This window comes from Streptomyces sp. NPDC057136 (genome assembly GCF_042670885.1).
Classification (GTDB): Bacteria; Actinomycetota; Actinomycetes; order Streptomycetales; family Streptomycetaceae; genus Streptomyces.
Genome location: NZ_JBHUUV010000037.1, coordinates 22,809 through 46,256, shown reverse-complemented (window position 1 = coordinate 46,256; position 23,448 = coordinate 22,809). Strand labels below are relative to the sequence as shown.

Sequence of the window (23,448 nt, the reverse complement as noted above, 5' to 3'; positions counted from 1 at the left end):
CGCCACCGGCGTATCCGCTTACGGTCGTCCCCCTGCGAGTCGCCATTCCAACGGCGGCCGTCCACAAGGGAGATCGGGGGTGTACTCGTGCGGATCGGACTGCTCACCGACGGTGGTTATCCGTATGCGACCGGTGAGTCCAGACTCTGGTGCGACCGGCTGGTGCGCGGTCTTCCCCAGCACGAGTTCGACCTCTACGCGCTCAGCCGCTCCGCCCACCAGGAGGAACAGGGCTGGGTCAGGCTCCCGCCCCAGATCAGCCGGGTGCGCACGGCCCCCCTGTGGACCTCCGACGACGACGCGTTGCGCGGCAGCAGCCCGAAGGGCCTGCTGGCCAGGGTTCTGACCGGTGACGGACGGTCCTTCGGGCGCCGCGAACGCCGACGCTTCACGGCGCACCTGACGGCGCTCGCCACCACCGTCTGCGCCGCCGACGACCGCGCTACGGGCGCCGCGGCGGACCCGGGAGCGGGCAGCGCGGCCGGCACACGCTTCACGGAAGCCCTGTACGGGCTCGCCGAACTCGCCAGGGAACGCGGCGGACTGCACACCGCGCTCCGCTCCGAGACCACCTTGCGCATCCTGGAATCGGCGTGCCGCGCACGGGGCACCGGGCGGACCGTGCAGACCGCCACCGTGCCCGATCTCCTCACCTTCGCCGCCGAACTGGAGCGGGTGCTGCGCCCCCTCTCCCTCGACTGGTACGACGAGGAGAGCCTCGGCGCCGTCGACCTCTGCCATGCGGCTTCGGGAGGCGCGGCAGCCCTGCCCGGGCTTCTGGCCAAACGCTTCTTCGGAGTGCCGCTGCTGGTCACGGAGCACGGCGTGCATCTGCGGGCGCACTACCTCGCCACACCCGGCGACCCGTTCACGGCGCCGGTGCGCGCGCTCCTCGCCAACTTCCACGGACAGCTCGCCGCCGAGGTCTACCGCCAGGCCGCGATCATCACCCCCGGCAACACCCATGTACGCCGCTGGCAGGAGCGGTGCGGCGCCGACCGCGCCAGACTGCGCACGGTCTACCCGGGCATGGCGGCGGACCGCTTCCGGGGCGTGGGGGAGAGCGACGACGGCGGCGGCCCCGACACGCTGGTGTGGGTCGGCCGGATCGAGCCCGCCAAGGACCTGATCGCCCTGCTGCACGCCTTCGCCGAGGTGCGCAGAGCCGAACCGGATGCCCGACTTCGGATCTTCGGCGCACCGGCGCAGGGGACCGAGGGCGATGCCTACCTTGCGACCTGCCGGGCCCTGGCCGCCCAGCTCTTCCCCGACGAGGCCACGGGCGCGCACGCCGTGGGCGACAACCCGGTCTCGTTCGAGGAGATCGGCGGCCCCGACGTGCCCGACCTCGCGGAGGCGTATGCGGCAGGCGGCGTGATCGTCCTGTCCAGCGTCGTCGAAGGTTTCCCCATCAGTCTTGTCGAGGCGATGTTCTGCGGCCGGGCGACCGTCTCCACGGACGTGGGCGCGGTCGTCGAGGTCATCGGGGGCACGGGGCTCGTGGTGCCCCCGCGTAATCCGCGGGCGCTCGCCGATGCCTGCATCGCACTGCTGCGCGACCCCGAGCGCCGTGCACGCCTCGGCGCGGCGGCGCGCGCCAGGGCGCTCGAACTCTTCACCGTCGAACAGAACCTCGCGGCATTTCGCGGCATTTACCTGGAGCTGATCTCGCGCTCCCCCGCGTGGAGGGAAGCCGACGCCGACGGCGAACCGCGCCCCTTCGCCACCCCGCCCGAGGCCCATGTGCTCGGCCACTGGACGGCCTCGCAGACTCCCGCAGCGGTTCCGGCCGGCTCGGGCGCCGCCCGGCGGCCGAGCCGGGCCGCCGAGCCCGAGGGCATGTGCTCGGCCGCCACCGGGGCGGGGGACGGCGATGGGTGACCACGAGACCGGCCATGACCATGGAGGACCCCCGATGGGCCGACCAACGACCGAAGCCCTGGACGCGCCTGCCGCCCCCCGCGCCGACGGGGGCTGGGACCCGCGCTCGGAGGCCCTGGTCTACGCGACCTCGGTCTCGGACCTGACCGAGATGTCCGCGCCCCCTTGGGGTTTGCCGGAGGGGGCTGCGGACGACGAGGACCCGGAAGCCGCCGTACAGCCCGCTGGTCAGCCCGAAGCCGCCGAACTCGACGGTGCTGACGCGCCCGTTGGGAGCCCCGGCGCCGAGGACCCCACTCCTGACTCGGCGCCCGACTCCGCCCCCGCCCCGGTCCCGCTCCACCGGGCCTCCGAGGTCGCCCCCGGCGTCACTGCCCGCAAACCCACGGCGCGGCGCGGGCCCGCCGACCCCGTGAAGTCGCTCATGCACCGGCACCGCGAACTCTGCGAGCGGGCCGTCGATCCGCTGGAGATCGCTGCCGGACTGGAGGCCCACGGGCTCACCGACCGCACCGCCGCCCGCTATCGGCACCGTGACGTCTTCTCGCTCGCCGAGGAGCTGTACGCCAGGGCCCCCGGCATCGTGCGCGAACCCGATGCACCGCTGTCCCCGCGCGCCGGGCGCGACACGGAGGCCCGGGCGGGATGGACGCTGCTCGCGCTGCTGCCGGGCGCCGCCTGCCTCGCCACCGTGGGCGTGCTCCGGGTCACCGAAGGGGTAATCGGTGGGAGCGCGCGGTCCGCGGTGACGGGCGCCGGAGTCCTTCTCGTCCTCCTCGGACTGCGGGCCTGTCTGCGCCGCGGACCCCTGCGCGCCGAGAGCCGTCCCATCGGGGCGGCCACGGTGTACGGCTGCTGGCTCCTCGGCTACGCCATGTACGGCGAGGGCCTGCTCGCCCAGGTCATGAGCGGTGGCCCGGACGGCGGCTGGGCCGGTGACCCCGCCCCGCTGCTCGGCCTCGGGCTCGCCGTCGCCCCCGCCGCCTGGTGCGCGCACCTCTTCTCCGTACACGCACACCGCAAACTCGCCGGCAGCCGCGCACTGGAGGAGTTCGGCGCGGGCGTGCGCCCCGTACTCCTCGGAGTCGTCGCGCTCTTCCTGTGCGCGCTCCTCATCCTGCTGTCCCTCGCCGGTCTCACGTACGGGGGCGGCGTGCCCGTCGCGGCTCCCGCGCTCGGGGTCCTGCTCTTCCTGGCCCGCCTGCTCACCGTCCATGGCTTCCCCGAGCCGGCCACCACCGGCCTCGCCGCCGCCTGCGCCGTCGAGGTGGCGGCGCCCACCCTGATCCTGGCCGGGCGCCTGCCCGGTCTCGACCCCCTCGCCCGGCCCGTCGACGCCGTCGTCGCGGCGGCCGGCACCGGAGCCGTACCGACCCTCGCCTGCGGCGCGGCGGCCCTCGGGCTGCTGATCCACGCCGCGGTCGCCCTCTCCAGGGCATCCGCTCATGCCACGGCGCGAGCGGACACGAAGTGACACCGATCCACCGCCTCACTCCCGTGGAGCCGACGCCACGGGCCCCTCGCAGACCGTATATATCGACAACAGCCTCAAGGAGAAACCGGACATGACCCGCCAATCCCCCGCACCGGCAGCCCGCCGTCGGCACCCAGGGGGCGCACGATGAGGGTGCTGCTGCTAGGAGCCAACGGATTCCTCGGCCGTTTCGTCGCCGACCGCCTGCTCGCCGACCCGGCCGTCCACCTCACGGCGCTCGGCCGGGGTGACGACGCCGACGTGCGGTTCGACCTCGCGGGCGGCAGCCCGGGGGCGCTCACCCGCTTCCTGGACGCCGTCCACCCCGGAGTCGTCGTCAACTGCGCGGGCGCCACCCGCGGCGGAGCCCGCGACCTGACCCGCCACAACACCATCGCCGTCGCCACCGTCTGCGAGGCCCTGCGCCGGAGCGGCTGCGGTGCCCGGCTCGTCCAGGTCGGCTGCTCCGCCGAGTACGGGCCCTCGCAGCCCGGCTCGTCGACGGCCGAGGACGCCGTCCCCCGCCCCGGCGGCCCGTACGGGGTCAGCAAACTTGCCGCCACCGAACTCGTCCTCGGCTCCGACCTCGACGCGGTCGTGCTGCGGGTCTTCTCGCCCGTCGGCCCCGGCACCCCCGCCGGCTCCCCGCTCGGCCGCCTCGCCGAGGCGATGCGCCGGGCCATGCAGTCGGGCGACGGCGAACTCAAGCTCAGCGGACTCGGCGTGCAGCGCGACTTCGTCGATGTGCGCGACGTGGCGCGCGCCGTCCACGCCGCCTCGCTCTCCGCCGCCCAGGGCGTCGTCAACATCGGTACGGGCAGGGCCGTCCGGCTCCGCGATGCCGCCGCCGTCCTCGCCCGGGTCGCCGGCTACGCGGGCGCGCTCCACGAACTGGACACCCCGCCGTCCCGGCTCCCGATCGGCGCCCCCCGCGCCTCCGTCGAGACCGTCGTCGAACATCTCTCGGCGACCCCGTCCCCGTACCCGGACGGCTGCGGCGCCTGGCAGCAGGCCGATGTCCGCACCGCTCGCGACCGGCTCGGCTGGCGTCCCCGGATCAACCTGGAGGAGTCCCTCGCGGACATCTGGATGGAGGCGGCATGCCGCATCTGACCACCACAGGTACGGCCCGGCGGACCAGCGGCGGCGACCGGCTCGGATTCGGCGTTCCCGGCTATGCGCACCCGCTGCTCGCCCCCACCGAATGGGCCGAGCTGACCCGGCCCGGCACCCCGCTGCACTGGGCGGTCCTCAATATCGGCAACGGGCCCGGTGCCCGGCCCGACCCGCACTGCCTGGAGGCCGCGGGCCGGCTCCGTAACGCCAGGGAACGGGCGCTGCGCGGCGAGGCACCTGACGACACCGTCCGGGCCGCCGGGGGCAGGCTGCTCGGGCACCTCGATCTCGCCCAGGGGGACCGGCCCTTCGACGAGCTCGTCGCCGACGCCCGGTCCTTCGTCAGCTGGTACCGGGTCGGGGGCTTCTACCTCGACCGGTGCCCCGCCGAGCGCGCCGACCTCCCGGCCGTCAGGAGGCTCACCAGCACGCTGTCCGCCCTCCTGGCGGACAGCGACAGCGCGGACGGGGGCGGCAGGCTCGTCCTGGGGCACGACACCCACCCGTATCCGGGGTACGCCGAGACGGCCGACCAGCTCGTCACCTTCCGGGGGCCGTGGACCGACTACCGCTGGTCGCAGGTGGCGGAGTGGACCGCCGCCTACCCGCCCGGCCGCTTCGCGCACTTCGTGCACGGCGTCCCGCGCACCCACCTCGACGAGGCCATGCGCATCGCCCGCTGGCAGGGGGCGGGGACGATCTTCTTCACGGACCGGGCCGCCCACGTCCATGAAGGCGGACAAACCGATCCATTCACGGCGCTGCCCAGTTACTGGGACGAAATCGTCTCGCGGATCGGACCTGGTATCTCGGAATGAGAGGGGGCGTGGCAGTGTTACCGCAAGAACAACCGTACGTAGCCGAAGTACGTAGAAACCGACCACCTGCATTGTTGAGGTTCCTGTGTCGCTGCCACCCTTGGTCGAGCCAGCTGCTGAGCTCACCGTCGATGAGGTCCGCAGGTACTCCCGCCACCTGATCATCCCGGATGTCGGGATGGACGGACAGAAGCGGCTGAAGAACGCGAAGGTGCTGTGTGTCGGCGCCGGCGGCCTCGGCTCGCCGGCCCTGATGTACCTGGCCGCAGCCGGTGTCGGCACGCTCGGCATCGTGGAGTTCGACGAGGTCGACGAGTCGAACCTCCAGCGCCAGATCATCCACAGCCAGGCCGACATCGGCCGGTCCAAGGCCCAGTCCGCCAAGGACTCGGTGCTGGGCATCAACCCGTACGTGAACGTGGTCCTCCACGAAGAGCGGCTCGAAGCCGACAACGTGATGGACATCTTCGCCCAGTACGACCTGATCGTGGACGGCACGGACAACTTCGCCACCCGCTATCTCGTCAACGACGCGGCCGTTCTGCTGAACAAGCCGTACGTATGGGGCTCGATCTACCGATTCGACGGCCAGGCGTCCGTCTTCTGGTCCGAGCACGGTCCCTGCTACCGCTGCCTCTACCCGGAGCCGCCGCCCCCCGGCATGGTCCCCTCCTGCGCCGAGGGCGGTGTCCTGGGCGTGCTCTGCGCGTCCATCGGCTCCATCCAGGTCAACGAGGCCATCAAGCTGCTCGCCGGTATCGGTGACCCGCTCGTCGGCCGGCTGATGATCTATGACGCGCTGGAGATGCAGTACCGCCAGGTGAAGGTCCGCAAGGACCCCAACTGCGCGGTCTGCGGCGAGAACCCGACCGTCACCGAGCTCATCGACTACGAAGCCTTCTGCGGCGTCGTGTCCGAAGAGGCCCAGGAGGCGGCGCTCGGCTCCACGATCACTCCCAAGCAGCTCAAGGAGTGGATCGACGGAGACGAGAAGATCGAGATCATCGACGTTCGCGAGCCGAACGAGTACGAGATCGTCTCGATCCCGGGCGCCAAGCTGATCCCGAAGGACAAGTTCCTGATGGGCGACGCCCTCCAGGACCTTCCGCAGGACAAGCGCATCGTCCTGCACTGCAAGACCGGTGTCCGCAGCGCCGAGGTCCTCGCGGTCCTCAAGTCGGCGGGCTTCGCCGACGCGGTGCACGTGGGCGGCGGCGTGATCGGCTGGGTCCACCAGATCGAGCCCGAGAAGCCGGTCTACTAGACCTGCAGCACGAGAAGGGGCCGGTCCGCGTCTCTGCGGACCGGCCCCTTCTCGTATGCGTCGCCGCTACGAGCAGGTCTTGCCGTCCGCCGGGACCTTGCCGTCCAGGAAGTAGTCGTCGACCGTCGAGGTCACGCACACGCTCTCGCCGTACGCGCCGTGCCCCTCACCCTTGTTGGTGACCATGATGCCGACGCCCTCGCCCAGCTCGTCCGCCATCTTCTGCGCGCCCTCGTACGGCGTGGCCGGGTCACCGGTCGTGCCTATGACGAGGATCGGTCCCGCGCCCGGAGCACTCGCCTCCGGCGTTTCGTGCTCACCGTCGACCGGCCACTGCGCACACCAGCCGGCCGTGTCCCAGGCAAGGAACGGTCCGAAGACCGGGGACAGCTTCCGGAATTCAGGCAGCAGCGCCCTGGCCTCGTCGACCGTCGGCCGGGCCTTGGTGTCGGCACAGGAGATGGCGCGCTGCGAGTGGCTCTGGGTGTCGTAACGCCCCTCCTGGTCACGGCCGTTGTACGCGTCGGCGAGCTGGAGCAGCCCATTGCCCGTGCGGCTCTTCTCGGCCTCGTCCAGCGCGGCCGTCAGCGAGGGCCAGCTGCTCTCGGAGTAGAGCGGTGTCACGATGCCGGTGATCGCCAGGGACTCGTTGAGACCGCGCCCCGAATCGGTCGGCAGCGGACTGCCGTCGATCCGCTGGAGCAGCCGCGCTATCCGCTGCGTGCCCGCCTTCGGGTCCTGGCCGCGGTCCTTCAGATAGTTCTCCAGCGCCCGCTGGAAGCCCGTCGCCTGATTCCTGGCGTGCCCCACCGCGTCCGCCGTCGGGTCGACGACCGCGTCCAGGACGGTCCGCCCCACGCTCGTAGGGAACAGGTGGGCGTACGTCGCGCCCAGTTCCGTACCGTACGAGATGCCGAAGTAGGAGAGCTTGGCGTCGCCGAGGACTTGGCGGATCAGGTCCATGTCGCGGGCCGCGTTCGATGTGCCGACGTGCGGCAGGAGTGCGCCGGAGCGGCGCTCGCAGCCCGCTCCGAAGGCCGCGCCGTCGTTGACGAAGGCGGCCTCCTCCGCCGGGGTGTCCGGCGTCATGTCGACCGTGCGGTTGGTGGTGTCCTGCTCCTTGTCGGTGCGGCACCTGACCCCGGAGCTCGAGACGACCCCGCGCGGGTCGAAACCGACCAGGTCGTAACGGGAGTTGAGCTTCTCGTACGAGGAGGCGGCGCGCGGCAGGATCTCGACGCCCGAACCGCCGGGCCCGCCGAAGTTGAAGAGCATCGAACCGAGCCGCCGGCCCTGGTCCCGGGCCTCCTTGCGGATCAGGGCGATGCCTATCGTCTTCCCGGCCGGTTTCGCGTAGTCCAGCGGCACGTCGACGGTGGCACACCGCCATCCGGAGCCGGGGTCGGTGCCGCCCTCGGGAGCCTTGCAGCGTTTCCAGTCGGGGCGCTGGGAGGTGAGAGCTGCGGGCAGACCGGGTGAGCCCTCACCCGTGGCGGTGGCCGACGGCGCGGGGCGGTTGGCGGATGACTCCGAAGCCTCCGGTTCCGCGCCGGCATCGCATCCCGCGAGCACCCCCGTCACCAGCAGAGCCGCCCCGGCCAGGGCGACGGCCCGCCGAATCCGTCCGTGTACGCGCATGGTGCGTTCCCTCCCCGATGCCCGAAGGCGTGGGAACGCACGCCGGGCGGTACAGATGTGCGGCCATGTTAATCGCCGCCACTGACAGCCCGACCGGTCGCTCAGCCGCAGACGGTGCCCGCCGCCGGGACCTTGCCGTTCAGCAGGTAGCCGTCCACGGCCTTCTGCACGCAGGCGTCGCCGCTGTTGTACGCGCCGTGCCCCTCGCCCTTGTAGGTGAGCTCGATCCCCACGCCCTTGCCCAGCTCCTCGGCCATCGCCTTCGCCCCCTCGTACGGGGTCGCCGGGTCACCGGTGTTGCCGATGACGAGGATCGGGGCCGAGCCCGGGGCGCTGACGTCCGGGGTGTCCCAGGCGCCCGCGACCGGCCAGCCGGTGCAACCCATCAGCCCCCAGCCCAGATAGTCACCGAAGACGGGCGATGCCTTACGGAAGTCGGGGAGCGCCGCCTTGGTCTGCGCGACCGTGAAGCGCTCCTTGGAGTCGGCGCAGTTGATCGCGGCGTTGGCCGCGTTGGAGTTGTCGTAACGGCCGTCCTCGGAGCGCCCGTTCAGCGAGTCGGCCAGGGCCAGGAGCAGCCCGCCGTTGCCGCCGTCCGCCTCGTCGAGGCCCTGTTCGAGGAGCGGCCAGGTCTCCTGGGAGTAGAGCGAGGACGCGATGCCGGTGGTGGCCTGTGTCTGCGTCAGCTGCCGGTCGCCGAGCCCTTCGATGGGCTCCTTGTCCAACTGGTCGAGGAGTTCGGAGATCCACGCCTCGACCTCCTTCCCGGTGGCGCCGGGGAGCGTGCAGTCGTCGCGCTCCGCGCAGTCCGCGGTGAAGTTGTCCAGGGCGAGCTGGAAGCCCTTGGCCTGGCCGAGTGAGGACTGCTCGGCGTTCTCGGTCGGATCGACCACCGCGTCCAGGACCGCCCTGCCGACCTTCTTGGGGAACAGGTGGGCGTAGACGCCGCCCAGCTCGGTGCCGTACGAGATGCCGAAGTAGTACAGCTTGTCGTCGCCGAGCACCTCGCGCATCAGATCCATGTCGCGGGCGGCGTTCGTCGTACCGAGGTAGGGAAGTTCGGAGCCCGAGTTCTTCTCGCAGTTCGCGACGTACGACTCCAAGCCGTCGACGAACGTCTTCTCCTCGGCCTCGTCGTCCGGGGTGGCGTCCTGCGCGTACATCTCGTCGAGCCGGGCGTCGTCCGAGCACTCGACGCCGTCGCTGCGGCCGACGCCGCGCGGGTCGAAGCTCACCAGGTCGTAGCGGCTCCGGAGTTGGTCGTAGTCCGTGCCGAAGGAGGGCAGAGTGGCGATACCGGAGGCTCCCGGACCGCCGAAGTTGAAGATGAGGGAGCCGATCCGCTTGTCCTGGTTCCGGGCCCTGCCCCGTACGAGCGCCAGCTCGATCGTCTTGCCGTCCGGCTTCGCGTAGTCGAGCGGGACGTCCATGAAGGTGCACTCCCAGACCGATCCGCCGGGCAGCGGGGAGGGCGAGTCGCCGCCGCCCTGGGCCTCGTTCGGGGCCGGACAGGGCTTCCAGTCGAGCTTCTGGGAGGACAGCTCGTCCGCCGTCGACGCGGGGGAGGCGGTCGAGGCCGGTGAGGGCTTCGAACGCTCCGGACTGTCGCCGTCCCCATCGTCCGAACAGGCGGCCAGGGGCAGCAGCACGGTGGCGGTGGCGGCGAGGGCGGCGGCACGAAGGGCAGGGGAAGTCCTCATGAACCCATCGTGCTGCGGCGCGCGGGGGAGCGCGCGGGGCGCGGTCCATGCGAGTGGCCCGTGCCCCGTACCGTTCGATCTAGAGCTCGCCCTTCCGGGTCAGCTGGTTGAAGCAGATCCAGCCGGGAAGCACCGGCAGCCACAGCGTCATCACGCGGTACAGCAGCACTGCGGGCGCCGCGACCTCCTTCGGCAGGCCCACCGCGATGAGCCCCAGGGTCAGCGCACCCTCGACCGCCCCCATACCGCCCGGGGTGGGTGCCGCGGACCCCAGGGCGTTGCCGGCGAGGAAGACCACCGCGATGCTGGCGTAGCTGAGCTGCGGGACGTCGGGACCGCTGAACGCGCGGATCGACGCGTCCAGGCAGAGCACGAACAGGCCGGTCAGCAGCAGCATGCCGCCGATGCCGGTGACCAGCTTCTGCGGTCGCTGCACGACGTCGAGCATGCGTGGTACGACCCCGGCGAACAGCGACCGCACCCGCGTCACGACGAACTTCCGCAGGAAGGGGATCGCGGTCACCACCAGCACGAGCACCGCGACGGTGAGCAGCCCCGCGATGACCGTTCTCGACGGGGTGAGCGAGTCCGGCGTCTTCTCCGTACCGGTCAGATAGCCGAACAGGGCCAGCAGAAGGATGTGGCAGCCGAGACCGAACAGCTGCGAGGCGCCGACACTCGCGACGGCGAGCCCGGGGCGCACTCCGGCGCGCTGCAGGAAGCGGGTGTTCAGGGCGACACCGCCGACCGCGGCCGGGGCGACGATCTTCACGAACGACCCCGCCACCTGCGCCAGAAGGGTCTTGCCGAAGGGCACCCGCTCCGGCACGAAGCCCAGCAGGCTCATCGCGGCGGCGATGTAACTGAGCGCCGAGAAGCCCAGTGCGGCGGCGACCCAGCCCCATTCGGCCTGTTCGACGACCGTGCCGAAGTCGGCCTCGGTGACCTGCGAGATCAGGAAGTACGCGGCGATCGAACCGGCGATGAAGCTGAGCAGGGTACGCGGCTTGATGCGTTCCAGCCGGACCGGTTCGACCGGCGCCTGCGGCCGGATCAGCAGCACCTGACGGCGGATCTGCGCGAGCAGATCCTCCTCGCGGGCCTCGTCGAGCGCGTCGTCGATCGCCCGCTTCTCCGCCTGTTTCTCGGTACGCAGGGACTTCCGCGCGGACTTGCGGTCGCCGGTGCCCGCCGCTTCGGCCTCGGGCTCCTTGGCGTGCTTGGCCGCCTGCGAAGCCTCCAGCACGGCCTCGCGCTCACGCTGTGAGCGCTCCCGGGCGATCCTGCGCAGCGTCGCCCGGGTGGAGCGGCTGAGCGCGATCGGCTGGAGAAGCGGCAGCGAGTCGGCGACGGCGTCCGGGCCGAGTACGGCGAGCGCACCGGCCACGGCCCGCTCCGCGCCCACCCGCAGGCCGGTGGTGGTGAGCAGCTGGGCGACGTCCATCCGCAGAATGAGGTCACCGGCCGCGATCTCCCCGCCGCGCAGATCGGTGACGAACGCCTTGCCGGAACGATCCACCAGAATCGCGTCGCCGGTGAGCCTGCGGTGGGCGATCCGCCGCGACTGGAGGGCCTTCACCTGCCGCCAGGCGCCGCGTACGAGGTCGTCGGTGATCTCCTCGTCCGCCATCGCGTCCAGCGAGCGTCCGCCGATGTGCTCGTACACGAGCATCACCGCGTCGGGGCCGAGCTCGGACGTGGCGATCAGTTTGGGTGCGTTGGCCCCGGCGGCGATCGCCGCGTACGCGAGCAGCGCCTCCTGCTCCAGGGCCTGCCGCAGCGACTGGATGGAGCGGCGCTGGGTGATGCCGCGCAGGGTGAGCCTGCGCCACACCCGGTAGAAGAACCCCTGGGCCTGCTGTTCGCGGTCGACGACCGTCACATCGAGAGGTGGCCCGTCCTCCAGAGTGACCAGATACCGGCGGCCCCGGTCGTTGTGGTCGGGGTTGTCGGGGGCGTCGTCGGCGCGCATCGCCGCGACCGGGCGGAAACCGACGTGACGCAGGCCGGCCATCAGGTGCTGGCCGGTCGGGCGGACATTGGGCGAGCCGACCGCGTACACCGTTCCGTACGCCACGGTCCAGCCGATCAGCACGGTGAGGATGATGGAGAACGGCGTGGTGTAGCCGCCCACCAGCATCGCGAACGCGTCGAGGAGCAGCACCACCCACAGCACGACCCGCCAGCGTGGTCTGCGTGCCATCCCGACGGCCGTCATATAGGCGATGACGGGGGCGAGGTAGCCGTGCACCGGATCGGTGAGCGCGTCCCCGGGCTGGGGCTGGGTCAGGGCGTCCTGGATGGTGCCGGGGGCGGACCGGGCCACCCAGAGGTCGGTGGCGAGGGTGACGCCGTGGGCCAGCACGGCGGCGAGCACGCCGTCCGCGATGCGCAGCCCGTCACGTTTGACGAGGCGCTCGATGGCGAAGGCGACCGGCACGAGCAGCACGGCGATGCTGGAGACCAGTCCGGCGATTTTGATCAGCAGGTCGGGGGCCTGGTCCGTGCCCTTGGTGATGTCGTCCTCGAGCCCCGTGGTGGTGCCCTGGGCGAACGCGGCGATGGAGAACAGCACGACGATCGCGAGGACTCCGATGAGGAGCCGCATGAGGTCGGCGGGACGGTGCACCCGGGCCGGCAGCAGTGGTTCGTCGCCCGAGACGCGGTCGGTCAGCTCGTCGCTCGCGGTCGAGAGCGTCGACCCGGCGAGTTCACCCGGTTCGTGTTCCGGAGCGTCCGATGCGGGTCCCGGAGAGTCCGACGGGTCCGACGCGTGCCCCGGGGTGGCCGATGCGTTTCCCTGGGTGTCCGACGCGTCCGGGCGGGACTCGGCATCAGAGGCGCCTGCCGCCTTCGGTGGCTGCACGCCCTGCTCCTTTGTCGCCTCTGATTGGTCTTCGTGTTCTCGTATCACCGGTCACCGCCCGCATGATGGTGGCACGGCCTGCGGACAGAGGGGGGCATCAGGGTGCATCGCATGGGCGCGCGAAGCGCAACATACGCCCCTTTGCCCGCACCCGCACGCGCTGTGACCGAAGGGAACGAGCGAGGACACAGTGTCGGTGGCGTACGGCAGGATGTGCCGGATGAGCGAGAACCGGACGAGTGGTGGCGGCGACGGGCCGGTGAGCCCGGCCCTGCCGGAGTACGCGGAGCGGGTCCTCGACGTCGCCGACCTGATCCCGCCCGGCCGCGTCATGACGTACGGGGACGTCGCGGAGTGGCTCGGTGAGGGCGGGCCGCGTCAGGTCGGCCGGGTGATGGCGCTGTACGGCTCCGCGGTGCCCTGGTGGCGGGTGGTGCGGGCCGACGGGGCCCTGCTGCCCGGCCACGAACTGCGGGCCCTGGACCACTACCGCGAGGAGAGCACCCCGCTGCGCGAGGCGCCGCGCAGCGCGGAAGGGCACCTTCCGCGCCTCGACATGAAGCGTGCGAGGTGGGACGGCGGCACGGGCGCGACCGGTGGCGGCGACGGGGGCGAGGAAGCTCACATCTGACAGCTTCGGCCATCCGCCCGTCCCACGGGCGGCGCCGGGCCCGCAACAGGCGCGCGTCGGGTCCATGGCGTTCCGCACGGTCCTGACCGGCCGGACACGTGACGAGGGACGCAACGGACTCGCTGCGTCCCGGGCCGCGGCTGGCGTAGCGTCGTTCACGCTCGGCACGCTCCGCCCTCATCGTCCGTACACGAAGCACCCGTACACCGAGTACACCCACCAGGACCGGCGACCCACGTGAGCTCCTCCTCTTCCACCCGGCACAGTCCGCACCGCCAGGCCAGGCGGCGGGCCCCGGGCGCGTACCGACTGGTGCGTACCCCGCCGGGTTCGGTGAGCCCCCCTCTCCTGGACGCAGGGCAGCGCGCCGTGGTTGACCACCGGGGCGGTCCGCTTCTGGTGCTCGCTGGACCCGGTACGGGCAAGACGACGACCCTCGTCGAGGCCGTCGCGGCGAAGGTGTCGGGCGGGACCGATCCGGCGCGCATCCTCGTCCTCACCTTCAGCCGCAAGGCCGCGGTGGAGCTCCGCGACCGGATGGCGGCCCGCCTCGGAGCCGCCCGGGGACCGCAGGCCACCACCTTCCACTCCTACTGTTACGCCCTGGTCCGCGCCCACCAGGACGCCGATCTGTTCGCCGACCCGCTGCGTCTGCTCTCGGGCCCGGAACAGGACGTGACCGTCCGTGAACTGCTCGCCGGGCAGGTCGACCTGGAGCGGCAGGGTCACGCCCATGTCCGCTGGCCCGACGAACTGCGGGCCTGTCTGACCACGCGCGGCTTCGCCGACGAGGTCCGGGCGGTGCTGGCGCGCAGCCGGGAGCTGGGCCTCGGCCCGGACGCCCTCGGCGCCTTCGCCCGGCGCACCGGCCGTCCGGACTGGAGCGCCGCCGCGCAGTTCCTCGCCGAGTACCTGGACGTCCTGGACGCGCAGGGAGTCCTCGACTACGCGGAGCTGGTCCACCGGGCCGTGCTGCTCGCGGAGCGCCCCGAAGTGTCGGCCCTGCTGGCGGAGCGGTACGACGCGGTGTTCGTCGACGAGTACCAGGACACGGACCCGTCCCAGGTACGGCTGCTGCGCGCGCTGGCCGGGAACCGGGGGAGTCTTCCGGGGGCCGGCGGGGGACGGACGCTGGTCGCGTTCGGCGACCCGGACCAGTCGATCTACACCTTCCGCGGTGCGGATGTGAACGGCATTCTCGACTTCCCGGACGCCTTTCCGCGTGCCGACGGAGCGCCCGCGCCCGTCGCCGTCCTCACCACCTCGCGCCGCTCAGGGGCCGGGCTGCTCGCCGCGACCCGGCTGCTCACCCGCCGGATGCCGCTCACCCGGCTGCCTTCGGACAAGGTGCGCGCCCACCGGGAGCTCACCGCGGTCCGGGAGGGCGGCCGGGTGGAGACGTACACCTACCCGACCGCGTCGGCGGAGCTCGACAACATCGCGGACCTGCTGCGCCGGGCGCACCTGGAGGACGGGGTGCCGTGGAACGAGATGGCGGTGCTGGTACGGGCCGGAGGCCGCTCCATCCCCTCCGTACGCCGTGCCCTCACCTCCGCGGGCGTGCCCCTGGAGGTGGACGGCGACGACCTCCCCCTGCGCCACGAACCCGCGGTCGCGCCGCTCCTGACCGCGCTCCGCACGATCGCCACGGCCGCCCTGAACCGGACGGCGCCCGCTTCGGAGGGCACAGACACCACGGACACCGCTGCCGAGACCACCGACGTGCCGCCCTGGCTGGACACCGAGACCGCCCTCACCCTCCTCACCTCCCCCCTCGGCTCCATGGACGCCGCCGACCTCCGCCGCCTCGGCCGCGCCCTGCGGGACGAGGAGCGTGCCGCCGGGAATCGCGTACCGCCGCCCTCCGGCGAACTGCTGGCCCGGGCACTCGCCGAACCCGAACGCCTCGTCGCGCACGACCCCGCGTACGCCCGAGGCGCCCAGCGCCTGGGCGCTCTCCTGCGCAAGGCGCGTGAACTCCTCGAAGGCGGCGGCACCGCCGAGGAAGCCCTCTGGGTGCTCTGGGACGGCACCCCGTGGCCCGGCCGGCTCGAACGGTCCGCCCTGCGCGGCGGCGCCGCCGGCCGCAACGCCGACCGGGACCTCGACGCCGTCTGTGCCCTCTTCGACACCGCGGCCCGCGCCGAGGAGCGCACCGGAGGGCGCGGCGCACTCAACTTCCTGGAAGAGATCGACGCCCAGGACATCGCGGCCGACACCCTCTCCAAGCGCGTGGTGCGCCCCGACGCCGTACGCCTGCTGACGGCGCACCGCTCCAAGGGACTGGAGTGGCGCCTCGTCGTCGTCGCCGGTGTGCAGGAGGGCCTCTGGCCCGACCTGCGGCGCCGTGGATCACTCCTGGAAGCGGACCGGATCGGCCGCGACGGTCTCGCCGAACCCCTCACCCCGGGTGCGCTCCTCGCCGAGGAACGCAGGCTCTTCTACGTCGCCGCGACCCGCGCCCGGGACCGTCTCGTCGTCACGGCGGTCAAGGCCCCGGCCGACGACGGTGACCAGCCGTCCCGCTTCCTCACCGAGCTCGGTGTCGAGCCCCGGGACGTCACCGGCCGCCCCCGCCGCCCCCTGGCCGTCGCCGCCCTCGTCGCCGAGCTCCGGGCCACCACCGTCGACCCGGACGCCTCCGACATCCTGCGCGAGGCCGCCGCCCACCGACTCGCCCGCCTGGCCGCGCTGACCGACGAGGAGGGCCAGCCGCTCGTCCCCGCGGCCCACCCGTACCGCTGGTGGGGCCTGGACGAACCGACCCGCTCGGCCGTCCCGCTGCGCGACCGGGACCACCCCGTCGCCCTGTCCGGCAGCGCACTCGACCAGCTGGCCAACACCTGCGCGCTCCAGTGGTTCCTGGGCCGCGAGGTGAAGGCCGACGCCCCGGCGACCGCCGCACAGGGCTTCGGCAACGTCGTCCACGTCCTGGCGGACGAAGTCGCCTCCGGCCGCACCCCTGCCGACCTGGCCGTCCTGATGGAGCGCCTGGACTCCGTCTGGAACGGGCTGGCCTTCGACGCGCCCTGGAAGTCCCAGCAGGAGAAGGACCACGCACGCGCCGCACTCGAACGCTTCCTGCGCTGGCACGTCATGGACCGCACCGGCCGCACCCCTGTCGCGAGCGAGCACGATTTCGATGTGACGCTCGAAGCGGGGGAGTACGCGGTACGCATCCGGGGCTCCATGGACCGCGTCGAACAGGACGCCGACGGCCGGGCGTACGTCGTCGACTTCAAGACCGGGAAGGCGTCGCCGACCAGGGACGAGGTGGCCGCCCACCCCCAGCTCGCCGTGTACCAGCTGGCTGTCGGGGAAGGCGCGGTCGACGAGGTCTTCGACGGGCACCGGCCGGAATCCGGCGGCGCCGAACTCGTACAGCTGCGCCAGCCCGCGCCCAAGAAGGAGGGCGGCGACGCCCTTCCCCGCGTACAGGCCCAGGAACCCCTGTCCGGCGAGTGGGTCTCCGATCTGCTGGCGACGGCGGCGGGACGGGTCCTGGACGAACGGTTCACCCCCGCGACCGGGCAGCACTGCACGCACTGCACGTTCCGTGCCTCGTGCAGTGCGCAGCCGGAGGGCCGCCAGGTCGTGGACTGAGGGGCGGGGACTGTCCGGTCCCGGACCGAGGGGCCGAGGGCGCTCGCCGCACGTTGTCAGTGGGTCCGGTTAGCCTCTCTGGAGTGTCCTCACGTATCAGCGATCCCGAGGAGCTCAAGGAGCTTCTCGGGATTCCGTTCACCCCGGAGCAGACGGCCTGCATCACAGCGCCGCCCGCCCCGCAGGTGATCGTGGCCGGAGCCGGGTCGGGGAAGACCACGGTGATGGCGGCGCGCGTGGTCTGGCTGGTCGGCACCGGACAGGTCGCTCCCGAGCAGGTCCTCGGGCTCACCTTCACGAACAAGGCCGCGGGCGAGCTCGCCGAGCGGGTGCGCAAGGCCCTGGTGGCCGCCGGAGTCACCGACCCGGACGTCATCGACCCGGACAACCCCCCGGGCGAACCGAGCATCTCGACGTACCACGCGTTCGCCGGCCGGCTGCTGACCGAGCACGGGCTGCGCATCGGCCTCGAACCCACCACACGCCTCCTCGCCGACGCCACCCGCTACCAGCTCGCCGCCCGCGTACTGCGCGGGGCACCCGGCCTCTATCCCGCGCTGACCAGGTCGTTCCCCACCCTGGTGAGCGATCTGCTGGCGCTCGACGCCGAGCTCGCCGAACATCTCGTACGCCCCGAGCAGCTCGCGGAGTACGACACCGAGCTGCTCCGGGCCCTCGAAACGGCCAAGCTCAGCAACGCCGAGCTGCGCAAGCTCCCGGAAACCGCCGAGGCCCGCCGGGAGCTGCTCGGTCTGACCCTGCGCTACCGGTCCGCCAAGCGCAGCCGTGATCTCCTCGACTTCGGTGACCAGATCGCGCTCTCCGCCGAGCTGGCCCTGACCCGGCCCGAGGTCGGCGCCATCCTGCGCGACGAGTTCCGGGTCGTCCTGCTCGACGAGTACCAGGACACGTCCGTCGCCCAGCGGCTCCTCCTCTCCGCCCTGTTCGGCGGGCACGAGGAGGGCGCGGCGGGGCACGCCGTGACCGCCGTCGGCGACCCGTGCCAGGCGATCTACGGCTGGCGCGGCGCCTCCGTCGCCAACCTCGACGACTTCCCGGTGCACTTCCCGCATGCCGACGGCACCCCCGCCACCCGCTACTCGCTCAGCGAGAACCGGCGCAGCGGCGGCCGCCTCCTCCACCTGGCCAACGGCCTCGCCGACCCGCTGCGCGCCATGCACGAAGGCGTCGAGGCCCTGCGCCCCGCCCCCGGCGCCGAGCACGACGGCACCGTCCGCTGCGCCCTGCTCCGCACCCACGCGGAGGAGATCGCGTGGCTCGCCGACTCGATCGCCCATCTCGTGGCGACGGGAAGGGCACCCGGCGAGATCGCCGTCCTGTGCCGCACCGCAGGTGACTTCGCCGAGATCCAGGCCGCGCTGGTCGACCGCGGCATCCCCGTCGAGGTCGTCGGCCTGTCAGGGCTGCTGCACCTCCCGGAGGTCGCCGACCTCGTCGCCGTCTGCGAAGTCCTCCAGGACCCGGGGGCCAACGCCTCGCTGGTCCGGCTGCTCACCGGACCGCGCTGGCGGATCGGCCCCCGCGACCTGGCACTCCTGGGCCGCCGGGCCCGCCTCCTCGTGCACCGTGCCTCCCACGACGACGAGGACGCCGACCCCGACCGCCGGCTCGCCGAGGCCGTCGAAGGCGTCGACCCCGCCGAGGTGATCTCCCTCGCCGACGCGCTCGATACCTTCCTGGAATCGGGCGGCGCCGAGGACGACGGCCTGCCGTTCTCCGCCGAGGCCCGCATCCGCTTCGCCCGGCTCGCCGCCGAACTGCGCGACCTCCGCCGCTCCCTGGCCGACCCCCTCATGGACGTGCTGCACCGCGTCCTCGCCACCACCGGCCTGGAGGTCGAACTCTCGGCGTCACCGCAGGCCCTGGCCGCCCGCCGCCGGGAGACCCTGAGCAACTTCCTGGACATAGCGGCAGGTTTTGCCTCGGTCGACGGCGAAGCCACACTCCTGGCCTTCCTCGGATACCTGCGCACCGCCGCGCAGTACGAGAAGGGGCTGGACAACGCCCTGCCGGGCGGCGAGAACACCGTCAAGGTCCTCACCGCGCACAAGTCCAAGGGCCTCGAATGGGACGTGGTCGCGGTGCCCGGACTGGTCACCGGCCAGTTCCCGAGCGGCCAGACCCGGGACTCCTGGACCTCCCAGTCCCAGGTCCTGCCGCACGCCCTGCGCGGTGACACGGCCACGCTCCCGGTGGTCCACTCCTGGGACGCCAAGGGACTCAAGGCGTTCAAGGAGGAGATGAAGGAGCATCAGCGGACCGAGGAGCTCCGCCTCGGTTACGTCACCTTCACGCGCCCACGCTCGCTGCTGCTCGGCTCCGGCCACTGGTGGGGGCCGTCCCAGAAGAAGACGCGCGGTCCGTCCGACTTCCTGGACGCGCTGTACGAGCACTGCGCCGCCGGGTACGGCGACATCGAGGTCTGGGCCGACGAACCGGCCGAGGACGAGGAGAATCCCGCCCTCCAGGAGAAGGACGCCGACCAGGCGTGGCCGCTGCCGCTGGACGAGGCGGCCATGGCCCGCCGCCGCGCGGCCAGGGACACGGTGCTGGCCCACCTGGAAGCACTGGCCGCCGTCGGCCCCGTACCGGACGTGTACGACGCCCGGCAGCTGGCGGCCGCCGGGCACGACGAGCCGGACGTCCCCTACGACGCCCCGTACGACGACCCGTTCCCGGACGGCGAGCCGTACCCGGACGAGACCGCCGACTGGGACAGCCTCGCCACCGAACCGCCCACGACCCTCGCACCGGCGACCCCGGCACCGGAAGCCCCGCACGTCCCGACGGCCCGCACTCCCGTGGACCCCGCCTCCGTCCCGACCCCCGCTACCGTCCCCACCCCTACTCCGGAGGAGTCCCGCACCCTCGCCTCCTGGGACCGCGATCTCGAAGCGCTCGCCGGGGAGCTGCGCCGTGCCCGCGCCACCGTGCGCGATGTGGTCGTCCCCGCCTCCCTCTCCGCCACGCAGCTGCTGCGCCTCGCCGAGGACCCCGACGGCTTCGCCCAGGAGCTGGCCCGCCCCATGCCGAGGCCGCCCCAGCCGGCCGCCCGCAGGGGCACGCGCTTCCACGCCTGGGTGGAGTCCCGCTACGAGGAGCTGCCGCTGCCCATGCTCGGCCCCGACGAACTCCCCGGCGGCGAAGGGAGCGACGCCGAGATCGCCGACGAGCAGGATCTCGCGGAGCTCAAGGAGGCCTTCGAGCGCACGGAGTACGCCCGCCGCACCCCGTACCGCGTCGAGACGCCCTTCCAGATAAGCCTCGCGGGCCGGGTGATCCGGGGCCGGATCGACGCGGTCTACCGCACAGGTGACACGTACGAGATCGTCGACTGGAAGACCAGCCGCAACAGGACCGCCGACCCGCTCCAGCTCGCCGTCTACCGCCTCGCCTGGGCGGAGCTCCACGAGCTGCCGCTCGACTCGGTCACGGCCACCTTCCTCTACGTACGCAGCGGAGAGACGGTCCACCCGACGAACCTGCCGGGCCGTGCGGAACTGGAACGCATCCTGCTGGACGAGCCACCCCCGACGGGCCGATAGGCTCAAGGCCATGAGCGACACCCCGGACAGCGCTGTCCGTACGTACATAGACACGCACCGCGCGGCCTTCCTCGAGGACCTCGCCTCCTGGCTGCGCATCCCGTCCGTCTCCGCCCAGCCGGAGCACGACGGGGACGTACGGACCAGCGCCGAGTGGCTGTCCGCCAAGCTCAAGGAGACCGGCTTCCCCGTCGCCGAGATCTGGGAGACGCCCGGCGCCCCCGCCGTCTTCGCCCAGTGGCCGAGCGACGACCCGGACGCCCCGACCGTCCTCGTCTACGGCCACCACGACGTGCAGCCCGCGGCCCGCGACGACGGCTGGCACACCGACCCGTTCGAACCGGTGATCCGCGACGGCAGGATGTACGGACGCGGCGCGGCCGACGACAAGGGCCAGGTCTTCTTCCACACCCTCGGCGTCCGGGCCCACCTCGCCGCCACCGGCCGCTCCACCCCCGCCGTCCACCTCAAGCTCCTCATCGAGGGCGAGGAGGAGTCCGGCTCCCCGAACTTCCGTGCCCTGGCCGAGCAGCACGCCGCCCGCCTCGCAGCCGACGCGGTGATCGTCTCCGACACCGGCATGTGGGACGAGACGACCCCGACCGTCTGCACCGGAATGCGCGGCCTCGCCGAGTGCGAGATCCAGCTGTACGGCCCCGGGCAGGACATCCACTCCGGATCGTTCGGCGGCGCGGTCCCCAACCCCGCGACCGCCGTGGCCCGCCTCGTGGCGGCACTGCACGACGCGGACGGCCGCGTCACGGTCCCCGGCTTCTACGACGGCGTGGCCGAACTCACCGACACCGAGCGGGCACTCTTCGCCGAGCTGCCCTTCGACGAGGCCACCTGGCTGCGCACCGCCAAGTCGCAGGCAGCGTCGGGCGAGGCGGGCTACTCCACTCTGGAGCGGATCTGGGCCCGCCCCACCGCCGAGGTCAACGGCATCGGCGGCGGCTACCAGGGCGCGGGCAGCAAGACGATCATTCCGTCGTCCGCCCTGGTGAAGCTGAGCTTCCGGCTGGTCGCGGGCCAGCACCCGGACCACATCGAGCAGTGCGTACGGAAATGGGCCGAGGCGCAGATCCCGCCGGGCATCCGCCACCGCATCACCTTCTCGCCCGCCACCCGGCCCTGTCTGACGCCGCTGGACCACCCCGCCCTGCAAGCGGTGACGCGTGCCATGGGCCGGGCCTTCGGGAAGAAGATCCTCTTCACCCGTGAAGGGGGCTCGGGACCCGCGGCCGACCTCCAGGACGTGCTCGGTGCCCCCGTCCTCTTCCTGGGCATTTCCGTACCGTCCGACGGCTGGCACGCCCCCGACGAGAAGGTCGAGCTCGACCTCCTTCTCAAGGGTGTGGAGACCGCCGCTCATCTGTGGGGCGAGCTGGCCGCGGCACTCCGCTGAGACCTCATGGCACCCGATCCATCCCGGGGGAGTAGGAAGCACCTGTGAGCACCTTCGACAACGCGACCGCAGACCGACCCATCGGTCTCACCGCACCGAGCGGCATCGACCGCGCCGCCCACCACCGCCTCGACGAGGCATGGCTGGCCGCAGCCTGGAGTCACCCGACGACCAGGGTCTTCGTCGTCTCCGGCGGCCAGGTGCTGATCGACGACACGGCCGATGGCGGCACCGAGATCGTGATGACCCCGGCCTTCGAGGCACCGGTCACCGAGACCCACCGCTACTTCCTCGGTACCGACGAGGAGGGCGTCAGTTACTTCGCACTCCAGAAGGACTCCCTGCCCGGCCGCATGGACCAGTCTGCCCGCCCGGCGGGTCTGCGCGAGGCGGGTCTCCTCCTCGGGGCCCGCGACGCCGGGCTGATGGTCCACGCGGTCGCCCTGGAGAACTGGCAGCGCCTGCACCGCTTCTGCTCGCGCTGCGGCGAGCGCACCGTCATCGCGGCGGCCGGCCACATCCGCCGTTGCCAGGCCTGCGGCGCCGAGCACTACCCGCGCACCGACCCCGCGGTGATCATGCTGGTCACGGACGACCAGGACCGGGCCCTGCTGGGCCGCCAGGTCCACTGGCCGGAAGGCCGCTTCTCGACGCTCGCGGGCTTCGTCGAACCGGGGGAGTCGATCGAGCAGTCTGTGGCGCGCGAGGTCTTCGAGGAGGCGGGCATCACGGTCGGCGAGGTCGAGTACATCGCCAGCCAGCCCTGGCCCTTCCCGTCCAGCCTGATGCTCGGCTTCATGGCGCGGGCGACCACGTCGGAGATCGACGTGGACGGCGAGGAGATCGAGGAGGCCCGCTGGTTCTCGCGCGAGGACCTGACGGCGGCCTTCGAGTCGGGCGAGGTCATGCCGCCGTTCGGCATCTCGATCGCGGCCCGGCTCATCGAGCTCTGGTACGGGAAGCCGCTCCCGAGGCCGCGCAGCACGGTCTGACGCACTCGCGCTCTACGGCTCATGCGCTCCACGGTTCATGGGTGCAGCGAAAAGCCCCCGCCTCGGCGGGGGCTTTTCGGCGCGGACGTTGCAGCGGGTCAGACGCCGACCTTCTGCTTGACCTGGGCCAGCGAGGGGTTCGTCAGGGTCGAACCGTCCGGGAACAGCACGGTCGGAACCGTCTGGTTTCCACCATTCGCCTTCTCGACGAAGGCCGCGGACTCAGGGTCCTGCTCGATGTTGATCTCGGTGTAGGCGATGCCCTCGCGGTCCATCTGACCCTTGAGCCGACGGCAGTAGCCGCACCACTCGGTGCTGTACATCGTCACAGTGCCCTGCATGTCTCGCGCTCCTTTGTCTCGTTCGTCTCGCTGTGAAGCTGAGATTGTGCGTTCCCGCACGCATGGGAACGTACGGGACCCCGTCGCCCATTCCCGCCGCACCCCAGGAAATCGGGGCCCGCAGCGGGATCGGGGGCTGCCGGCCGCCGACGA

The 23,448-nt window shown here is 72.2% G+C and carries 14 protein-coding genes; 10 read left to right on the top strand and 4 right to left on the bottom strand.

What is annotated here, in order from left to right:
• Window positions 1–87 precede the first annotated feature (87 nt).
• From ACFT7S_RS31805 to moeZ, 5 genes are all read left to right on the top strand, one after another.
• Entirely contained in the window at window positions 88–1,881 is a 1,794-nt protein-coding gene (locus tag ACFT7S_RS31805) for a DUF3492 domain-containing protein (protein WP_382737688.1), read from the top strand.
• Window positions 1,882–1,915: 34 nt separating this feature from the next.
• A complete protein-coding gene (locus tag ACFT7S_RS31800; protein ID WP_382737686.1) occupies window positions 1,916–3,355 on the top strand; it encodes a hypothetical protein in 1,440 nt (479 codons plus the stop codon).
• Between the two features lie 147 nt (window positions 3,356–3,502).
• Complete coding sequence (locus ACFT7S_RS31795) at window positions 3,503–4,468, top strand: NAD-dependent epimerase/dehydratase family protein (RefSeq protein ID WP_382737684.1); 966 nt, start codon at window positions 3,503–3,505, stop codon at window positions 4,466–4,468.
• Window positions 4,456–5,289, top strand: a complete 834-nt coding sequence (locus ACFT7S_RS31790; protein WP_382737682.1) for a spherulation-specific family 4 protein — start codon at window positions 4,456–4,458, stop codon at window positions 5,287–5,289. The genes ACFT7S_RS31795 and ACFT7S_RS31790 overlap by 13 nt, the downstream gene beginning before the upstream one ends.
• Window positions 5,290–5,374: 85 nt before the next feature.
• A complete protein-coding gene (moeZ, locus tag ACFT7S_RS31785; protein ID WP_382737680.1) occupies window positions 5,375–6,553 on the top strand; it encodes an adenylyltransferase/sulfurtransferase MoeZ in 1,179 nt (392 codons plus the stop codon).
• Window positions 6,554–6,619: 66 nt separating this feature from the next.
• On the opposite strand, the gene ACFT7S_RS31780 is transcribed toward moeZ, so the two are convergent.
• The 3 genes from ACFT7S_RS31780 to ACFT7S_RS31770 form a co-directional block, all read right to left on the bottom strand.
• On the bottom strand, window positions 6,620–8,191 hold the full coding sequence (locus ACFT7S_RS31780; protein WP_382737678.1) for an alpha/beta hydrolase: 1,572 nt from the start codon (window positions 8,189–8,191) through the stop codon (window positions 6,620–6,622).
• Between the two features lie 101 nt (window positions 8,192–8,292).
• Complete coding sequence (locus ACFT7S_RS31775) at window positions 8,293–9,891, bottom strand: alpha/beta hydrolase (protein ID WP_382737676.1); 1,599 nt, start codon at window positions 9,889–9,891, stop codon at window positions 8,293–8,295.
• A gap of 79 nt (window positions 9,892–9,970) precedes the next feature.
• Window positions 9,971–12,757: a lysylphosphatidylglycerol synthase domain-containing protein gene (locus tag ACFT7S_RS31770; RefSeq protein ID WP_382737674.1), complete on the bottom strand. Its 2,787-nt coding sequence runs from the start codon at window positions 12,755–12,757 to the stop codon at window positions 9,971–9,973.
• A gap of 220 nt (window positions 12,758–12,977) precedes the next feature.
• Between ACFT7S_RS31770 and ACFT7S_RS31765 the strand changes: the two genes are divergently transcribed.
• The 5 genes from ACFT7S_RS31765 to nudC all read left to right on the top strand — a co-directional run bounded on the left by ACFT7S_RS31765 (window position 12,978) and on the right by nudC (window position 22,954).
• A complete protein-coding gene (locus ACFT7S_RS31765; RefSeq protein ID WP_382737672.1) occupies window positions 12,978–13,388 on the top strand; it encodes an MGMT family protein in 411 nt (136 codons plus the stop codon).
• A gap of 237 nt (window positions 13,389–13,625) precedes the next feature.
• On the top strand, window positions 13,626–16,991 hold the full coding sequence (locus ACFT7S_RS31760) for an ATP-dependent helicase (protein WP_382737671.1): 3,366 nt from the start codon (window positions 13,626–13,628) through the stop codon (window positions 16,989–16,991).
• Window positions 16,992–17,074: 83 nt separating this feature from the next.
• Entirely contained in the window at window positions 17,075–20,557 is a 3,483-nt protein-coding gene (locus ACFT7S_RS31755; protein WP_382737669.1) for a UvrD-helicase domain-containing protein, read from the top strand.
• 10 nt (window positions 20,558–20,567) lie between these two features.
• Complete coding sequence (locus ACFT7S_RS31750) at window positions 20,568–21,962, top strand: dipeptidase (RefSeq protein ID WP_382737667.1); 1,395 nt, start codon at window positions 20,568–20,570, stop codon at window positions 21,960–21,962.
• Between the two features lie 44 nt (window positions 21,963–22,006).
• Window positions 22,007–22,954 (top strand): NAD(+) diphosphatase, encoded by a 948-nt coding sequence (gene nudC / locus ACFT7S_RS31745; protein WP_382737665.1) that lies wholly within the window; start codon window positions 22,007–22,009, stop codon window positions 22,952–22,954.
• 98 nt (window positions 22,955–23,052) lie between these two features.
• Here the strand turns inward: nudC and ACFT7S_RS31740 are convergent, their stop codons facing one another.
• Window positions 23,053–23,295 carry a mycoredoxin gene (locus ACFT7S_RS31740; RefSeq protein WP_382737663.1) on the bottom strand — a complete coding sequence of 81 codons (243 nt, stop codon included), beginning with the start codon at window positions 23,293–23,295 and terminating at the stop codon, window positions 23,053–23,055.
• Window positions 23,296–23,448 lie beyond the last annotated feature (153 nt).

Coding starts and splice junctions, on each gene's coding strand:
- ACFT7S_RS31790 (WP_382737682.1), top strand. CDS start 4,456: ATGCCGCATCTGACCACCACAGGTACGGCCCGGCGGACCAGCGGCGGC.
- ACFT7S_RS31750 (WP_382737667.1), top strand. CDS start 20,568: ATGAGCGACACCCCGGACAGCGCTGTCCGTACGTACATAGACACGCAC.
- ACFT7S_RS31775 (WP_382737676.1), bottom strand. CDS start 9,891: ATGAGGACTTCCCCTGCCCTTCGTGCCGCCGCCCTCGCCGCCACCGCC.
- ACFT7S_RS31800 (WP_382737686.1), top strand. CDS start 1,916: ATGGGCCGACCAACGACCGAAGCCCTGGACGCGCCTGCCGCCCCCCGC.
- ACFT7S_RS31765 (WP_382737672.1), top strand. CDS start 12,978: ATGAGCGAGAACCGGACGAGTGGTGGCGGCGACGGGCCGGTGAGCCCG.
- ACFT7S_RS31780 (WP_382737678.1), bottom strand. CDS start 8,191: ATGCGCGTACACGGACGGATTCGGCGGGCCGTCGCCCTGGCCGGGGCG.
- ACFT7S_RS31795 (WP_382737684.1), top strand. CDS start 3,503: ATGAGGGTGCTGCTGCTAGGAGCCAACGGATTCCTCGGCCGTTTCGTC.
- ACFT7S_RS31740 (WP_382737663.1), bottom strand. CDS start 23,295: ATGCAGGGCACTGTGACGATGTACAGCACCGAGTGGTGCGGCTACTGC.